Origin of the sequence: Selenomonas bovis DSM 23594 (assembly GCF_000381005.1) — a bacterium.
GTDB lineage: Bacteria > Bacillota > Negativicutes > Selenomonadales > Selenomonadaceae > Selenomonas_C > Selenomonas_C bovis.
The window spans coordinates 62529-78402 of the sequence record NZ_KB908389.1 but is presented as its reverse complement, the minus strand read 5'-3'; the positions used below and the strand labels follow the sequence as shown (position 1 = coordinate 78402).

At 59.2% G+C, this 15874-nt stretch carries 16 protein-coding genes, 1 other RNA gene and 1 pseudogene; 10 read left to right on the top strand and 8 right to left on the bottom strand.

The annotated features are described in order from the left end of the window. On the bottom strand, positions 1-152 hold a 152-nt coding region (locus F599_RS16255; RefSeq protein WP_169337813.1), incomplete at its 3' end, for a transposase. Positions 153-257: 105 nt separating this feature from the next. Between F599_RS16255 and F599_RS13780 the strand changes: the two genes are divergently transcribed. From F599_RS13780 to F599_RS16035, 6 genes and pseudogenes are all read left to right on the top strand, one after another. Beyond that, positions 258-869 carry a BglG family transcription antiterminator gene (locus tag F599_RS13780; RefSeq protein ID WP_019542798.1) on the top strand — a complete coding sequence of 204 codons (612 nt, stop codon included), beginning with the start codon at positions 258-260 and terminating at the stop codon, positions 867-869. Between the two features lie 44 nt (positions 870-913). Beyond that, a complete protein-coding gene (locus tag F599_RS0106915; RefSeq protein WP_019542797.1) occupies positions 914-2296 on the top strand; it encodes a PTS transporter subunit EIIC in 1383 nt (460 codons plus the stop codon). After that, positions 2293-2928: an HAD family hydrolase gene (locus F599_RS0106910; RefSeq protein ID WP_019542796.1), complete on the top strand. Its 636-nt coding sequence runs from the start codon at positions 2293-2295 to the stop codon at positions 2926-2928. The genes F599_RS0106915 and F599_RS0106910 overlap by 4 nt, the downstream gene beginning before the upstream one ends. Before the next feature lie 125 nt (positions 2929-3053). Next, positions 3054-3926, top strand: coding sequence for a transposase (locus tag F599_RS16045; protein WP_244869339.1), 873 nt, complete (start codon positions 3054-3056; stop codon positions 3924-3926). A gap of 12 nt (positions 3927-3938) precedes the next feature. Next, a pseudogene (locus F599_RS16040) lies at positions 3939-4160 on the top strand (IS5/IS1182 family transposase); the annotation flags it as partial. A 27-nt stretch (positions 4161-4187) separates the two neighbouring features. Then, positions 4188-4679, top strand: coding sequence for a transposase (locus tag F599_RS16035; protein ID WP_019542794.1), 492 nt, complete (start codon positions 4188-4190; stop codon positions 4677-4679). Positions 4680-4839: 160 nt separating this feature from the next. Here the strand turns inward: F599_RS16035 and F599_RS0106900 are convergent, their stop codons facing one another. Then, positions 4840-5157, bottom strand: coding sequence for a hypothetical protein (locus tag F599_RS0106900; protein ID WP_019542793.1), 318 nt, complete (start codon positions 5155-5157; stop codon positions 4840-4842). A gap of 174 nt (positions 5158-5331) precedes the next feature. Here F599_RS0106900 and F599_RS0106895 point away from each other — a divergent pair, with 174 nt between their 5' ends. Together F599_RS0106895 and ssrS are read left to right on the top strand one after the other, a co-directional pair. After that, a complete protein-coding gene (locus tag F599_RS0106895; RefSeq protein WP_019542792.1) occupies positions 5332-5787 on the top strand; it encodes a DUF441 domain-containing protein in 456 nt (151 codons plus the stop codon). A gap of 86 nt (positions 5788-5873) precedes the next feature. Beyond that, positions 5874-6054, top strand: a non-coding RNA gene (ssrS, locus tag F599_RS15125) — 6S RNA. A gap of 75 nt (positions 6055-6129) precedes the next feature. Here ssrS and F599_RS0106890 read toward each other — a convergent pair. Together F599_RS0106890 and F599_RS0106885 are read right to left on the bottom strand one after the other, a co-directional pair. Beyond that, positions 6130-7296 carry a DNA polymerase IV gene (locus F599_RS0106890; protein ID WP_019542791.1) on the bottom strand — a complete coding sequence of 389 codons (1167 nt, stop codon included), beginning with the start codon at positions 7294-7296 and terminating at the stop codon, positions 6130-6132. 15 nt (positions 7297-7311) lie between these two features. Then, positions 7312-10560 (bottom strand): DEAD/DEAH box helicase, encoded by a 3249-nt coding sequence (locus F599_RS0106885; protein WP_019542790.1) that lies wholly within the window; start codon positions 10558-10560, stop codon positions 7312-7314. Positions 10561-10655: 95 nt separating this feature from the next. Between F599_RS0106885 and F599_RS0106880 the strand changes: the two genes are divergently transcribed. After that, complete coding sequence (locus F599_RS0106880) at positions 10656-11735, top strand: glycosyltransferase family 9 protein (RefSeq protein WP_019542789.1); 1080 nt, start codon at positions 10656-10658, stop codon at positions 11733-11735. Between the two features lie 41 nt (positions 11736-11776). On the opposite strand, the gene rimI is transcribed toward F599_RS0106880, so the two are convergent. The 3 genes from rimI to tsaE are packed head-to-tail and all read right to left on the bottom strand — an operon-like array spanning position 11777 to position 13493. Next, complete coding sequence (rimI, locus tag F599_RS0106875; protein ID WP_019542788.1) at positions 11777-12229, bottom strand: ribosomal protein S18-alanine N-acetyltransferase; 453 nt, start codon at positions 12227-12229, stop codon at positions 11777-11779. Next, a complete protein-coding gene (gene tsaB / locus F599_RS0106870; RefSeq protein ID WP_020700529.1) occupies positions 12226-13029 on the bottom strand; it encodes a tRNA (adenosine(37)-N6)-threonylcarbamoyltransferase complex dimerization subunit type 1 TsaB in 804 nt (267 codons plus the stop codon). Before tsaB ends, rimI begins: the two co-directional genes overlap by 4 nt. Then, the gene (gene tsaE, locus F599_RS0106865; RefSeq protein ID WP_019542786.1) at positions 13017-13493 is read right to left on the bottom strand and encodes a tRNA (adenosine(37)-N6)-threonylcarbamoyltransferase complex ATPase subunit type 1 TsaE; all 477 of its coding nucleotides are present in this window, start codon (positions 13491-13493) and stop codon (positions 13017-13019) included. Before tsaE ends, tsaB begins: the two co-directional genes overlap by 13 nt. 318 nt (positions 13494-13811) lie before the next feature. Here tsaE and F599_RS0106860 point away from each other — a divergent pair, with 318 nt between their 5' ends. Then, positions 13812-14357: an NADH peroxidase gene (locus tag F599_RS0106860; RefSeq protein WP_019542785.1), complete on the top strand. Its 546-nt coding sequence runs from the start codon at positions 13812-13814 to the stop codon at positions 14355-14357. A gap of 136 nt (positions 14358-14493) precedes the next feature. Here F599_RS0106860 and F599_RS0106855 read toward each other — a convergent pair whose 3' ends face one another. After that, complete coding sequence (locus tag F599_RS0106855) at positions 14494-15837, bottom strand: GDSL-type esterase/lipase family protein (RefSeq protein ID WP_019542784.1); 1344 nt, start codon at positions 15835-15837, stop codon at positions 14494-14496. Between the last annotated feature and the right edge of the window lie 37 nt (positions 15838-15874).

The window sequence follows — 15874 nt, the reverse complement described above, 5'->3', positions numbered from 1 at the left end:
GGATGCTTCATGTACCGCTGCTTCCAGGTATAAAGCGAATTTACATTTATATCCAGCTTACGAGCTACTTGACTGGCAGGAATGCCACTCATTACACGCTTGACTGCTTCTTCCTTAAATTCATTGCTATAGGTCTTTTGTTTCGTGGACACTATCTCATCACCTCATGGTCTTATTTTACCATTCGTTTATAGTGTCCATCAAACGGGGTATAGGCCACAATCCTCAACGATATCCCCTCCGTCTACCTGGAAATCGTGGAAGAACTCATACAAGACATTCATGCAACGTCAAATCTAAAGCTCAATGAAAGCATTTATCTGACGCTGACCGATCACATCAGCGTTTCCCTCGAACGGGAAAAGCAGGGCATCATCTGCCACAATCCTCTGCTGCCGGAAATCAAGCAATTCTACCCGCAGGAATATCGGCTGGCCCATCTAGCGGTAGGTATCATTCGGCGTTATCTGCAGATGACGATATCCGATGACGAAGTTGGTTTCATCACCCTCCACATCGTCAACGCCAGCGTCAATCAGCAAATGATGGTAACGATAAAAGCAACGCGCATGGTCCGAGATATACTCGCCATCATCCGACAGTCCTTTCCGGATAAGGTCACGGCCAATCCGATGCTTTATCAGCGCCTGGTCCGTCATCTGCAAATTTTTACAAGGACCATACTTACAGTTGAAAAGGTGGAAGACAACAGCAACTATTTTTATAAGCTTGGCAAAGCACAATACAACGACGCCTATCGCTGCGTAAAAGCAATTAACCATTACGTAGAGAAAAAGACCGGCAAAACCATTACAGATGGTGAGCAAGGCTATCTCCTGCTCCATATCATCAATTTGATTTATTCCTGAAAGCAAAATCCCTGCATCATGTCACTCAAAAAGGAGGAAATTTCATGGATGCAAAAATGATTGATCAAATCGTCGATGCCGTCGGCGGAACCGACAATATCAGTTCCGTCGTCCACTGCGCTACCCGTCTGCGCTTCTCGCTGCGCGACGAAAAAAAAGCCGATGACGCCAAAGCACAAAGCATTCCTGGTGTCCTGTCCTTGGTAAAGAAGGGCGGTCAGTATCAGCTGGTCATCGGCAATGATGTGGATCTCGTTTACGATGCTCTGATTCAGAAATATCCGCAACTGCAAAAAGACCAGGCAGCAAAGCCAGCCACGCCTGTCAAGAAAAAAGGCATCGTCAATGCCGTCCTCGGCGCCATCACTGGTTCCATCGCCCCAGTCGTCCCCTTGCTGGCCGGCTGCGGCATGGGCAAAGTCCTGCTGCTCGTCCTCGTCATGAGCGGGTTGCTCACCAAAACATCCTCTTCTTACATCCTGCTCAATATGATTTTCGATACAGGATTTTACTTCATGCCGGCCTTCATTGGTTTTTCCGCAGCCAAGATGTTTGGCTGCAATGCCTTCATGGGCGGCTTCATCGGCCTGGCCATGGTTCATCCGACCTGGACAGGACTCGTGGCCAAAGGGAATCCCATTGACTTCTTCGGTGTACCTGTCCTGCTTGCCAAATATTCTTCTACTTTAATCCCGGTCCTGTTATCCGTCTGGATCATGTCTTATATCGAAAAAGGTGTCAAGAAAATCGTACCGGGGATGGTCAAGGTCTTCCTCGAGCCCATGCTCATCGCCCTCATCAGCGTACCGCTGGCCCTCGTCTGCATCGGTCCTCTCGGCAATCTCCTCTCGCAGGCCATTGCCGATGGCAGCATGTTCATCTACGGAGCCCTCGGAGCTGTTGCACTGGCCATCCTGGCGGCTCTCTACCCTTGGCTCGTTTCCGTTGGACTGCATAAGGCCCTGAGTCCGATCAGCATCATGCTCGTTGCCCAGCAGGGTTTTGACCCCGTCATCCGCGTGGTCGCACTCTGTTCCAACATGTCTCAGGCGGCAGCCGCCCTGGCCGTTGCCTGGAAGACGAAGAACAAGACCCTGAAATCCCTGGCCTTCTCTTCCAGTATGACCGCTTATCTCGGCGGTATCACAGAGCCTGCCATGTACGGTGTCAACCTCAAGCTCAAACGTCCGATGTACGGCTGCATGATTGGCAGCGGCATCGCCGCACTCTTCGCCGGTTTTGTGAAGCTCAAGGCATTCATCTATGTCACACCAGGACTCCTGAGCATGGCTATGTGGATTGGCGAAGATGAAAACTTTATCCTGCAGGCGCTCATCACCCTCGTAATTGCCTCCGTCGCCACGTTCATTGCCACCATCATAATCGGCTTCGAAGATCCTGAAGAGAACAAGGAGGAACAGGCATGAACGCATTCATATTCGATATGGACGGAGTCCTCATTGACAGCGAACCGCTGCACATTGAAGTAAAACTTGAGACATTCCACCATTTCGGCATACCGTTCCCTCCGGAGAAACTGCCATCCTTTGCCGGCCGCACGAGCAAGGATCTCTTTACCAAGGCGTTGCTTGCGCATCCCCAGGAAGGACTCACTTGGCAGGAGCTCGCCTCCTTTAAGCACCAGCGCTATATCGATCGGCTTATACACGATCCTTCCATTCAGCCCATTGCCGGGGTAACTGCGCTTTTACGGCGCTTACGCGACAAGAAGTTCCGCATTGGACTGGCCTCCTCATCCGGCCGCAATATCATCGAGATGGTACTGAACCGCTTTGGCATCCGGTCCTACTTCGACACCATCGTCAGCGGTGCGGAACTGCCGCACAGCAAGCCATATCCCGATATCTACCTGAAGGCTGCTGAGGGGCTGGGCATACCGCCATGTGACTGCACAGTCGTGGAAGATGCCACAGCCGGCATCGCTGCGGCCAAGGCTGCGGGCATGACCTGTATCGCCTTCCACAACCCTCATTCCGGCGAGCAGGACCTCAGTCAGGCTGACCGCATCGTCGAGCATTTCTCAGAGATTCTTGTTTAACTTCGCCCCCTGACCCCTTCATATAGGGGCTGTTGCACGTAATGTGACGTGCAGCAGTCCTTTTTCATGTGCAAAAAGATAATCCCGGGGCTTGAATGCCCCGGGATTAGGTGTAGAATTTAGATATGCTCAAACCAAATTCACAGAAAGATTATACGTCTTTAGGAGGAAGTTATCAAGTATTTCTTCCTTTAAATCTTCAGTTTCAGGTTAGCAAAGATGACTCCGTCCGCCTGCTTCGTCACTGTATTGGAGGTATGGATATTACGGCACTGGAAAAGACCTATCAGCGGATAGATCGAAATTCGGCGTCACCAAGGCAGATGCTGGCCATCGTTGTTTATGCCGGGATGAATCATATCTTCAGTTCCTGCAGGATAGAGCTTGCCTGCAAGCGGGATATCAATTTTATGTATCTGCTGGAAGATAAGCCTGTGCCTGACCATACAACCATTGCCCGGTTCCTTTCCAAGCATCTGGCATCCTGCATCAAGGAACTGTTTGCCCAAATGGATTTCATGCTGGAAGAAGCTGGAGCCATTTCCCTGCAGGATATGTTCATCGATGGAACAAAAATCGAATCCGTTGCCAACAAGTATGAGTTTGTCTGGAAAAAGTCTGTCCAGAAGAATCAGGCCAAGCTTATGGAAAAATTGCCGGACTTCGTAGACAAAGCCAGGGAAGAATTTTCTGTTTCCCTCGCTCACGGCAAAGAAATCCACCTGCACCAGCTAAAGAAGCTGCGCCGCAAGTTGAAAGCCCGGCAGAAAGAGCAGGGACTCCAGTTTGTCCATGGAATCGGGAAACGCAAAACCAGCCTGCAGAAAACCTTGGAACAGCTGGATGAGTTCATCGCCCGGCTCAAGAAATACAACAAATACCTGCACATCATGGGAAACCGCAACAGCTTTGCCAAAACGGACACAGGTGCCACCTTCATGCGGATGAAAGAGGATGCCATGAAAAACGGCCAGCTAAAGCCTGCCTATAACATCTAATACGATACGGATTCCGAATTTGTTACCTGGGCCACGGTAGGGCCGCAGCCAACGGACACGACAACCTTGATTCCCTTTTTGCAGGAAATGGAACGCTATACCCACAAGCGCTACCGTAATGTTGTGGCAGATGCTGGCTATGAGAGCGAGGAGAACTACCTTTATCTTGAAACAAACCAACAGCGATCCTTTATAAAGCCAAACAACTACGAGAAGAGCAAGACACGAAAATGAAAACAGGACATTGGCCGCAAGGAAAACATGACCTATCTGGCCGACGCGGATGCCTATCTCTGTGCCCAAGGCAGGAAGTTGACCGTAACCAAGGAATTTATCCGCAAAAGCAAAAACGGCTTTCAAAGCCAGATAACCCATTACAGTTGTGAGCATTGCAAGGATTGTCCAGTAAAGAGTCAATGTATACACGGAAATCACTGTAAGGCGCCACTAGAAGAACGAATCAAGAATATAGAAATATCCAAACGGTTCCAACGCCAGCGGCAGGAAGATTTGAAACGGTTAACCTCACCGGAAGGCATCCAGTTGCGGGTAAATCGCAGTATTCAGGCAGAAGGAGCCTTTGCCATGGTAAAAGCAGATATGACCTTCCGCCGATTCTTAACCCGTGGCAATAAAAATGTCCTTGTGGAAACGATGCTGCTGGCGATGGCTTATAACATTCAAAAGCTGCACTGCAAAATACAGGCAGAAAAGCTTAACCGGCACCGAAGCCCTGTGGATAACGCTGCTTAAAAAATCAAAGAGCGCAAGAAACAAAGACGATTTTCAGATTGTCTGGTGTCTTGCGCTCAAAATTTCTATGTTTTGTTCTTAAATTAGGATATTGATAGGTTTAATAGCAAAAGGGGCTGTGCATAAGTGATTTTTTACTCATGCAACAGCCCCATCCTGCTTACTCGTAGCGCGGATGTGTCTTCACATATTCGACGGGGCGGCTCCAGTCAACATGCACCTGCGTCGCCTCCCAGAGGCGCGTGAGCGCGAGTTCGAAGCTCGCCCGATCTCCCTGCGGATCGATGGTCTCCTGCGTGAAATCCATGAGCGTCTCATGAGGCACCTCGAGGGTCAGCGACTGCCGGAGGAAGTCCTCCGCTTTCCTCCGCCCCTCCTCGTTTGCGAGATGGACCTCCGCCTTTTTCGCGTCTTCGTCATAGCTGATCCAGCCGACGTCCTTGCCATAGCTGACGGCTACGCTGTATGTATGTTCCATGAAATTTTACTCCTTTTCATTTGCGGTTTTTTCCATTATAATATTTTTTGCTTGAAATGTACACCTCAGCGCAAGTTTAGGAAGCTGACGAATGAAGCAGCCCCCTTAGGGAACCACTGATTCATTCGACACTTCCTTAGAACTTGCACCAGCAACGAAAGGAAAGGCGATCCTTTGGCTACGGAATACATCACACTCGGCGCCGTGCTGCTGCTCTCGCTCATCGGCCACAACATGACGGTGGTCTACGCGACGGGCATCGTGCTCGGCCTCAAGGTACTCGGACTCGACACGGCGCTCACGGCGCTCGGCAGCCACGGGCTCAACTGGGGCATCATCCTGCTCACGGCGGCGATCCTCGTGCCGATTGCCACGGGAGAGATCACGCTCCAGACGATGATTGACTCGTTTAAGACGCCCATCGGCATCTTCGCTGTGCTCGCGGGACTGCTCGCGGCCGTCGCCGGCGGCGGCGGGCTGAAGTTGCTCACGACGACCACCGAGCTCATCCCCGCGCTCATCATCGGCACGATGGTCGGCGTCATCGCGTTCAAGGGCGTCGCGGTCGGCCCGCTCATCGCGGGCGGCTTCACCTACTTCGTCATGAGTCTCATGACGCATTTTCATTGAAGAATTCCCTTATTATTTCCCCTCATCCGTTCCTGTCAAGTCTTGCATTCAGAATTTTTTTATGCTATAGTACCTACTAAAGAAGGGACCGCCTGGGGTGTGCGCGAGCTTCTGATTATGTCGAACCTACACTTTTTCTAGGGAACTCGATTTGATTCCTGTGGACGTTGTATCGCAAGTTACGAGTAACGAAAGCCGGACTTAGGGTACCCACCTGCGATTTCGCGGGTTTTCGACATAGTAAGCGAACGGCATTTTGGACCCCTTTTTTAATAGGGCTTGCTGATGTAGATCGGCAAGCCCTATTCGCGTATTTGTATACAGTATGATGTACCCTGTGCCTCAGGTGTGCCCGTGCCCAATGATATTCTCTCCGAACCTCTGCTTGAGCCCGTCGATGGCCCGGTAGAGGTTTTCCTTTTTCTGCGGCCGCTCAGCGTCAAAGAGCGAGAGCTCCTCCGCCGCGCCGAAGTTCTGCGCGCTGATGCCGAGCAGGCGGATGCCGCCCGCCGGCGCGAGCGCGCGGTAGAGCGTAACGGCTGCCTCATAGATATCCTCATCGTAGCAGGTCGGCGCGGCGAGCGTGCGGCTGCGCGTCCAGGTCGTAAAATCACCGCGCCGGACCTTGATCTGGATCGTGCGCGCCTTCTTGCCCGCGCAGCGCAGGCGCCAGCCCACCTGCTCGGCGAGGCGCAGCAGCACGCCATCGATGTCCTCCTGACGCCGGAGGTCGCGGGCAAAGGTTTCCTCCTTGCCGATGGACTTCGCCTCGCTGCGCGGCGCGACAGGACGGTCATCGAGACCAAAGGAGAGCGCGTGCAGCTGCGCCGCTGTCTTCGCGCCGAACTGCGCCCGCAGCCGCGCGGAATCCATGCGTGCGAGGTCGCCGACCGTGCGCACATGGAGCGCCGCAAGATGCCGGGCCATCTTCTCGCCAACCCCCCAGATGCGGCGCACGGGGAGCGGCCAGAGGAACGCGCGCACGCCCGCCGCGTCCGGCGGCACGACGACGAGGCCGTCCGGCTTCTCTAGATCCGAGGCAACCTTCGCGAGGAACTTGTTCGGCGCGATGCCGATGGAGGCGACGAGGCCGACCCGCTGCCGGATCTCTTCCTTGAGACGCACGGCATAGGCGCGCGGACTCTCGATGAGCCGCTCCATGCCCGTCATGTCGAGGAACGCCTCGTCGATGGAGAGCGGCTCGACAACGGGTGCGAACGCGGTGAACATCTGAAAAACTTCCGCCGACGCCTCGCGGTAGCGCGCGTAGTCTCCCGGGAGAAAGACCGCCTGCGGACAGCGCCGCTGCGCCTCTCCCATCGGCATCGCCGAATGCACGCCGTAGCGGCGCGCCTCATAGGAGCACGTCGAGACGACGCCGCGCCCCGAGAGTCCGCCGATGACGAGCGGCTTGCCGCGGTACTCCGGATGGTCGCGCTGCTCGACGGAGGCGAAAAAGGCATCCATATCAACGTGGAAGATGACGCGGGCTTTCTGCTCCTTCCCCATCGCCTGTCCCTCCTTTCACTTCTCGAACAGCGCCGCAATCTCCTCATCGGTGAGCTTCGCGAGGAACGTCTCGCCCGGCTGGATCATCTGGTCGATGAGGGATTTCTTCCGCTGCTGCAGCTTGTAGATCTTCTCCTCGATGGTATCCTTCGTGATGAGCTTCACGACCTGGACGTTCTTCTGCTGGCCGAAGCGATAGGCGCGGTCGGTGGCCTGGTCCTCGACAGCGGGATTCCACCACGGGTCGCAGTGGATGACCATGTCCGCGCCCGTGAGGTTGAGCCCCGTGCCGCCCGCCTTGAGCGAGATGAGGAAGGCCGGCGCGCGGCCGCTGCCGTTGAACTCCTTGACGAGCCGCAGGCGCTCGAAGGACGGCGTGCTGCCGTCGAGGTAGAGATACGAGACGCCGATGCGCGTGAGACGCTCACCGACGTGCGCGAGCATCGTCGTGAACTGGGAGAAGATGAGCAGCCTGTGCCCGCCCGCCACGGCCTCCCCAACGATCTCTTCGAGCAGGTCGAGCTTGCCCGAGCCGCCCGCATAGTCCTCGAGGAAGAGCGCGGGGTCGCAGGCGATCTGGCGCAGGCGCGTGAGCAGCGCGAGGATCTTCATGCGGTTGCCGTCGAGGCCGCGCTCCTTGAGCAGCGCACGGAATTCCTTCTGCCCCTGCAGCAGCCAGGCGCGGTAGAGCTTCTCCTGCTGCGGCGTCATCTCGCACATCATGCGGCGCTCGATCTTGTCGGGGAGCTCCTTGAGCACATCCTTTTTCAGGCGGCGCAGGATGAAGGGCTCGACGTGGCGCCTGAGATTCTTCAGCGCGCGCGCGTTCTCCTCGCGCACGATGGGCACCTCGTAGCGCGCTTTGAAGCTCTGGTGCGTGAGCAGATAGCCCGGCATGAGGTAGTCGAAAATCGACCATAGCTCCGTGAGCGTGTTCTCGATTGGCGTGCCCGTGAGCGCGAAGCGGCCGCCCGCATGGAGCTTCTTGACAGCCTTGGCGTTCTGCGTCGCGGGGTTCTTGATATGCTGCGCCTCGTCGAGGAACGCGTAGCGGAAGCTGCGTCCCTCGTAGGACTTGATGTCGCGCTTGAGCATGTTGTACGTCGTGATGAGCACATCGCAGTCCTCGACGGCAGCGGCGAGCGCCTCCTCCCGCTCCTTTTTCGTGCCGGCGATGACGCGGGCGCGCAGCTGCGGCGCGAAGCGCTCGATCTCATCGAGCCAGTTGTAGACGAGCGAGGTAGGCGCGACGACGAGCGAGGGCTGCTGCGCGCCCTCCTTGTGCGCGAGCAGGAACGCGATGACCTGCAGCGTCTTGCCGAGGCCCATGTCGTCGGCGAGGATGCCGCCGAGCCCGTAGGCCGCAAGCGAGGAGAGCCAGGAGAGGCCCGTGACCTGGTAGTCGCGCAGCACGGGCGCGAGCGTTTCCGGCACCTCGGCATCTGTGTCCGCGTCCTGCGGGTTTCTGATATCGCGCACGATGCGGCGGAACTTCTTGCTGCGCTCCAGGCGCAGGCCATCCTCATCGCGCGCGAGCGCGTCGAGGTACATCGCGTTCGAGAGCGGCAAAAGGGCGCGCTCGCCGTCCCGCGCGCCTTTTTTCGCGAGGCCCGTATTCTCGACGAAATCAGCGAGCGCGGAGAGCTGCTGCTCGCCGAGCGTCACGAACGTGCCGTCCTTCAGCCGGTGGTAGCGGCGCTTCTGCCGGTAATCCTGCAGGATGCCGACGAGCTCGTCGATGGACATACCCGAGCCCTGGAACGTGACCTCGAGCAGGTTGTCGTCGTTCACAGACACGCCCGCCGTGAGCTGCGGCAGGCGCTGCACTGGCTTCTTCTGGAACGCATCCGCGTAGAAGATGTCCGCCTTTTCCGCGAGCGCGGGCAGCGCCTCCGTGAGGAAGTCGTAGCTTTTCTCCTCATCCGGCTGGACGTAGACATTCCCCTCCTGCGTAAAGCCGTAGGCCGCGAAATAGTTCAGGATATCCCGCTCCTCGCGGTCGTTGCGCACGAGGATACGCGCGCCCTGCGCCTGCACGGGCCCCTCGTCGACGAGTGGGTTGAAGGACGCTGCCTCATAGGAAAAGACGGGCCGCGCCTCGATGCCCTCGCCGTGGTAGTCGAAATAAAGCTGCGCGCGCAGCGGCGCGAGCTCGAACCGCTCGAGGAAGCGTCGATCCACCTGGACGTCGGCGACCTCCTCGACGGCCGGCAGCACCCGGCGGAAAAACGGCTCGACCTCCTGGCGCGCGAGCGCGAGGCGGTCCGAGTAGCGGAAGGCCTCGAGGAGCGGGCGCACGGCCTGCGCGTAAGGCGCATCGACGGCGTAGATGGTGCCCGGCGTATAGAGGTAGCGGGCCTCGCTGTCAAGCATGGCCAGGCCTTCCGTCTGGAGCGTCAGCGCCGCCCCCTTCTGCCCGAGGTCCGAGAGCGTCACGGAGAGCTCCGGCCGCTCGTGGCGCACGCGCATCTCTTCGCTCTCCTCCTCGTTGAACCGCACCTCACAGGGCGCATCACCGAGGAGGGTGAGAAATTTCTCGAAAAGCCCCGGCGTCAGCTTGCACTTCTTCTGGTCGAAGAGATAGCTCGTCCCCTGCGTGCGATAGGAGGCAAAGGGAGAGCTATAGGCGAGCATATCCATCTCCTCATGGCGCGCGTCGACGAGCATCTGCCAGAGCTGCTCAGAAAGCGCATCGGCAAAATGCATGGAGGCGGCGGAGAACGAGAGATTCTTGCCCATATCGATCTGCGCGCCCGCCTCCACCTCCTCGAGGAAGAGGCGGAGATTGCGCACGACGTAGAGCTTGTCGACACCGACGCGGAACTCGAGCCATTTCACCACGCGGCCGAACTCCTCCGAGAGGAAGAGGCGCGGCACGAGGTGCAGGTAAGTCGCTTCCCGTGCCGTCGGCGCGCTGCTGCCCTCCCGGCGGAAAAGATGGAAGAGCCGCGTGCCGTCCGACCGGCCCATCTGCGCCTGGCCTCGCTGCTGCTCCTGGATCTCCTTGAGCACCGCCACCGTGTGCTTGCAAGCGCCGAGATAGAGCTCCGCCGCGGGGCAGCCGCATGTGTAGTCCTCGACGCCATCACCGTTTTTTGAGAGGCGCACCTCCACCTTGTATTCCCTCGTTCCCTCGACAACGGCGTGATAGACGCCCCTCTCTCCCTGCGCAAGGTCCAGGACACGCCCCTGCTGATAATAGCGCACCCCCCGCTCATACGCAGAGTCATTCGCGAGCGATCTGATGGTGATGTCCTTGAGCACGATGCTGCCTCCTCCGTTTTTTGCATAAACGCCGACGTTATGCTAAAGTAATAGAAACTATCCTCATATTCTAGCATAAAAAGAAGGTTCCCTGCATGAGAAATTCATCCGCGCTCCCACCTCGGGCCCGCATCCTCATCGTGCGCCTGAGCTCCATCGGCGACGTCCTGCATACGACGACCGTCGTGCACAACCTCAGGCGGCTCGCGCCGGACGCCGAAATCACCTGGCTCGCGAGCCCGCCCGCAAGCACACTGCTCGAGACGAATCCCGACATCGACCGCCTGCTCGTCTTCGACCGGCGGCCCATCGATGAAGCGGGCGCGCACCTCAGGCTGCGCACCTGCTGGCGGGAGCTCAAGAAAGCTCGGGCGCTGCTCGCCCCCTACACCTTCGACATCGCGCTCGACCTGCAGGGCCTCTTCCTCACGGGACTCCTCACGCGCCTCTCCAAGGCACCGCGGCGCATCGGCATCCACGAACGCCACGAGGGCAACCCCCTCTTCATGACGGAGATGGCTCCCGATATCCCTGACCCGCACAAGATCCGCCGCTACTACACGGCGCTCGCGCCGCTCGGCTTCCCGCAGGAGACGCTGCGCCCCGGCCCCGTGCTCTGCCTGCCGCCCGCGCTCTCGGGCTTTGCGGCGGACTTCTGGGCCGCGCACGGCATCGACGCCGCGCGCCCCATTCTCATCGTCTGCGTGCGCACGACCTGGCCGGACAAGAACTGGCCGCCAGCCCGCTTCGGCGAGGCGCTGCGCGCCGTGCCGGAGCAGGTGCAGATCGTCTTTACGGGCGCCAAGGGCGACCGCCCCTTCATCGAGGAAGCGCAGCGCGCCATCGGAGGCGCGCGTCCCTCGCTCTCCATCGCGGGCGAGACCAGCCTCCTAGAGCTCGCGGCCCTCATGAAGAGCGCCGCGCTGCTGCTCACAGGCGACACCGGCCCCCTCTACATCGCCGAGGCCGTCGGCACGCCGACGCTCTCCCTCTGGGGCCCGACGAGCCCCGCCATCTACGGCCCGCTCACGAGCGGCCACACCTTCATCGAGAGCCCCTATCCCTGCCGCGCCTGCTGCCGCACGCACTGCAAAAAGAAAAACAACGCCTGCATGGCGACCATCGCGCCGGCAGACGTTGCGGAAAAACTCTCTGAAATGCTGGGGAGATGCTGAGGCGGGGGCAGCGCCGTCATGGGGACATTCTGCACACTTCTTCATAGCTTCGTGTTCCACATGATGATGGCGTCCTCGCCGTTGTCGCTGTAATACCCCTTGCGGCGGCCGGCCTCGCGGAAGCCGTAGTGATGATAAAGCGCGAGCGCGGGTGCGTTCGACGGACGCACCTCGAGCGTCATCGCCGTCGCCCCGCGCTCTTTTGCCGCCGCGATGACGGCAGCCATGAGCTGCGTGCCGATGCCCCGGCCGCGATACGCGGGCAGGATCGCGACGTTCGTGATCTGCGCCTCGCCCGCGAGGATCCAGCAGCCGGCATAGCCGATGACCGGCTCCGCGGCCGTCTCGTCACAGACGAGCACATAGCAGGTATGCTCGTTCGACGCCTCCCGCCAGAACGACTCCCGCGACCACGGCACGGGGAAGCTCGCCGCCTCCACGCGCGCGACGGCATCCGCATCCTCCGGCACCATCTGCCGGAACGCGAGCCTCATCGCGACACCTCTCGCGTGCCGTGGCGCTCGCGCGCCTCGAGCGCGCGCGCCGCCTGCTCGTCCACCTCGAGCGCCGCGCGCTCCGGATGATGCTGCTCGAAGAGCACCTCCGCCTCGCTGCGGCGGAGATAGATGGGCTCGAGGTCCATGACGTTGTCCGCCTCGCCCGCCGCAAGGCGCTGGCTGCCGAGCCATGCGACATGCGCGGCCCGCGGCAGCAGGAGCTGCGGCGGCGGCACGAGGACGCCTGCGGGCAGCGCGACCTTCCCCGCGACGCGCTTCTGCACGATATCGCCGAGCAGCACGACCGTACGGCCCGCTGACGCGAGCGCCTCCGCCCGCGCCACAGCCTCCGCGAGCGGCCGCACAGAGACGGGGGCATCCACCAGGAGACGCAGCCCCGCCCCCGTGGTCTCCCAATGCAGTTCCTCGACATAGGCGTTCTTCTTCTGCGCGTCCATGAGCGCGAGGATCGAGACGCCCGGCACGGCATAGTGGAGCGCCAGCGCCTCGAGGCTCGAGATGCCGACGAGCGGGACTGAAAGCGCGTAGCTCATCGCCTTCGCCGCCGCGAGGCCGATGCGCAGCCCCGTGAACGAGCCAGGGCCGATGCTCACGGCAATGCCCGTGAGCGCCTCCTTTTTGACGCCCGCCATCGCGAGCGCCTGCGCGACATGCGGCATCAGCGTCTCAGAATGCGTGAGCCGCGCCTGCATCGTGATCTCCGCGGCCAGCTGTCCGCGCGCCAGCACGGCGACGCTTGACACCTGGGTTGATGTATCCATGCTCAGAATCGGCAAAACTCATCCAGCTCCTTCAAATCGTCCTGATACTCCTCACCGACCGCGCGGAACGTGATGCACCGCGCCGCCGCATCCTCCGCCAGCCGGTCGATGCGGATGGAAAGATAATCATCGGGCAGTTCCTCGGGGAACTTATCCGACCACTCGATAAAGACAATGCCATCGGGATCCTCCGTATACTCATAGAACCCGATGTCCTCCAGCTCAGCGGCGTTCTCCAGCCGATAGAGGTCGAAATGATAGACGCGGCAAATGCCTTCATAGACATTCATGAGGTTGAACGTCGGACTCGTGACCTCTCCCTCGACGCCGAGCATCTTCGCCACATTCTGCACGAACAGCGTCTTGCCCGCGCCGAGGTCTCCATCGAGGCAGACAACCGTCCCCTCATGCAGTTTCTTGCCCACCATCTGCGCAAGCTGTGCCGTTTCTGCCGCCGACCGCGTGATTCTCGTAAACATTTCGGTTCTATCCACTCCTGACAATCATCAATGAACATTCTTCTGATTTCCCATTATATCATCTATAAGCAGGGAAGCAAACCTTCTTTCCTCTTGTTGAATAATAATTATCTGTTGATAATAAATTTTGAAATTCTATGCCTGCGATGGAAAATGAAAGAAAACAGCGGCATACAGGAGATATCTTCCCTCAATCGCGAAATCCGGTCGTTTCCCTGCCGCCGCCCTTGCTCTATAATAAAGCCATCGAAACAAGTTCACACAGCGCCATCCAGTGAGCAAAGCGGCGCGATGTATATTTTTTAGGAGGGCTTTACCATGAAAAAATTCGTTTGCACTGTCTGTGGTTATGTCTACGAGGGCGAGCAGGCTCCGGCGGAATGCCCCATCTGCCATGCTCCGGCATCGAAGTTCGTCGAGCAGTCCGGCGAGATGACGTTCGCGGATGAACATCATGTCGGCACGGCCAAAGACGTCGATCCGCGCATCATCGAGGGCCTGCGCCAGAACTTCACGGGCGAGTGCTCCGAGGTCGGCATGTATCTCGCGATGAGCCGCCAGGCGGACCGCGAGGGCTATCCGGAAATCGCCGAGGCCTACAAGCGCTATGCGTTCGAAGAGGCTGAGCACGCCGCGAAGTTCGCGGAGCTCCTCGGCGAAGTCCTCACGAACTCCACGAAGAAGAACCTCACGATGCGCATCGACGCTGAGCACGGCGCCTGCGCCGGCAAGAAAGAGCTCGCAACGCTCGCAAAGCAGCTCGGCCTCGACGCTGTGCATGACACGGTGCACGAGATGGCCAAGGACGAGGCACGCCACGGCCGCGGCTTCAAGGGGCTCTTCGACCGCTATTTCGGCGAGTGATCTCGCCGCGTGGCATCTGCGCCTAACATCCCCGATACATCAAGATTTACACCATCCTATCATTGATAGTCCCCATCAAAAACGGCAGCCAGTCATCTGGCTGCCGTTTTTATATGCGATGTTTTCTTCCCGCCGTTCAGCGTGCCTCCCGGTAGGCGCGCAGCTGCGCGTCCGCGTCCCGTCTCGCCTCGGCCCAATGTTCGTTGACGCACGCGCCGATGATGCGCTTGCCATCGACATCGGGATGCAGGCCATCGAGCGCAAGCTCCGTCGGCAGGACGCCATCAGGGCAGACAAAGGCCTCTGCCACATCGATATACGCCTGACCGCGGATATACTCATTGACCGCCTCGAAGCGCCACTGCCAGTCCTCCGCCGTCGGCTCGCCGAACACGTGCTGGATGTTCGCGGGATTGATGGGCGGCAGCGTGAGGAAGATTGGCGCGATCCCGTGCGAGAGCGCGAGCACCTTCATCTGCTCGAGGTCGTGGATGACGCGCGCGGGATCCTCGCCCGCCCGCAGACTGTTCGTCCCCGTGAAAATCATGAGATACCGCGGGTGGAACGGCAGCACATCGCGCGAGAAGCGCGCGAGCGTCATCGAGCTCAGATCGCCGCTCGCCGAGAGATTGACGGCCGGAAAATCGAGATACGAGAGCCAGCTGAACTCGAAATCCGACGGGCTGAACGAATAGTGGCCGCCGCCGTGGCTGATGCTGTCGCCGAGCACCGCCGTCTCCCAATGATCTTCGGGCTCCGTGCGGAATGTCTGCAGCGGCGACCAGGAGCCGAGCGGCGCCCCCGCCTCATCGAGCGCGCGCACGCGCCAGGAATACGTGCCGATGCGCGGCTCCGGGTCATAGAGCTCCGTGATATCCGCATGGAACACCGCCACGGGCGGCAGAGAGAGCGCCTGCGCGCCCGTCCCCGCATAGAGCTCGATCTCATACCCCGCCGCGCCGGCAAGCCCCACCCAGTCATAGACGGGATAGAGCAGCGTCGTGCCGTTGCCCTTATCGCTTTGCGCGAGGATCAGCGGATGATCGAGCTCGGGCACCGTCTCTGCCGTATAGAGCGTCGCGAGCTTGCTGTAAGCGCTCACAGGCTCTCCGTCGAAACCTAGGGAACGCACGCGCCAATAGAGCGGCTTGCCGAGCCACTTGCCCGCAAACGTGCGCAGCGGCAGCTGATAGTGGTTCGTATACACCTGCCGCGTACGGAAAATGCGATGCCTCGCCGCTGCGTCGGCATAGACCTCGAGCTCGTAGACGACCGCCTGCGTATCCTTGTCCCAGGAGAGCATCGGCGCATAGGAGAGCGGCGCCTCCTCGCTCGACTCCTCCAGACCCGTGAGCGGCGCCAGCGTCGAGGGCCGCGCCTGCTCCGCCCGCGGCCCCAGCTGCCATGACACCGCTCCGAAAAATGCGGCCACGAGCAGCCCGCCCGCCGCAACCGCCTTCCAATATCTCAAGCGCCTCATACGCTCACCTGCTTTCTCTGGTCAAATCTTTCCGATT

Coding starts and splice junctions, on each gene's coding strand:
- F599_RS0106855 (WP_019542784.1), bottom strand. CDS start 15,837: ATGAGGCGCTTGAGATATTGGAAGGCGGTTGCGGCGGGCGGGCTGCTC.
- F599_RS0106890 (WP_019542791.1), bottom strand. CDS start 7,296: ATGGGGAAGGAGCAGAAAGCCCGCGTCATCTTCCACGTTGATATGGAT.
- F599_RS0106880 (WP_019542789.1), top strand. CDS start 10,656: ATGAGAAATTCATCCGCGCTCCCACCTCGGGCCCGCATCCTCATCGTG.
- F599_RS16035 (WP_019542794.1), top strand. CDS start 4,188: ATGACCTATCTGGCCGACGCGGATGCCTATCTCTGTGCCCAAGGCAGG.
- rimI (WP_019542788.1), bottom strand. CDS start 12,229: ATGAGGCTCGCGTTCCGGCAGATGGTGCCGGAGGATGCGGATGCCGTC.
- F599_RS0106860 (WP_019542785.1), top strand. CDS start 13,812: ATGAAAAAATTCGTTTGCACTGTCTGTGGTTATGTCTACGAGGGCGAG.
- F599_RS0106900 (WP_019542793.1), bottom strand. CDS start 5,157: ATGGAACATACATACAGCGTAGCCGTCAGCTATGGCAAGGACGTCGGC.
- F599_RS16045 (WP_244869339.1), top strand. CDS start 3,054: ATGCTCAAACCAAATTCACAGAAAGATTATACGTCTTTAGGAGGAAGT.
- F599_RS0106910 (WP_019542796.1), top strand. CDS start 2,293: ATGAACGCATTCATATTCGATATGGACGGAGTCCTCATTGACAGCGAA.
- tsaE (WP_019542786.1), bottom strand. CDS start 13,493: ATGTTTACGAGAATCACGCGGTCGGCGGCAGAAACGGCACAGCTTGCG.
- F599_RS0106915 (WP_019542797.1), top strand. CDS start 914: ATGGATGCAAAAATGATTGATCAAATCGTCGATGCCGTCGGCGGAACC.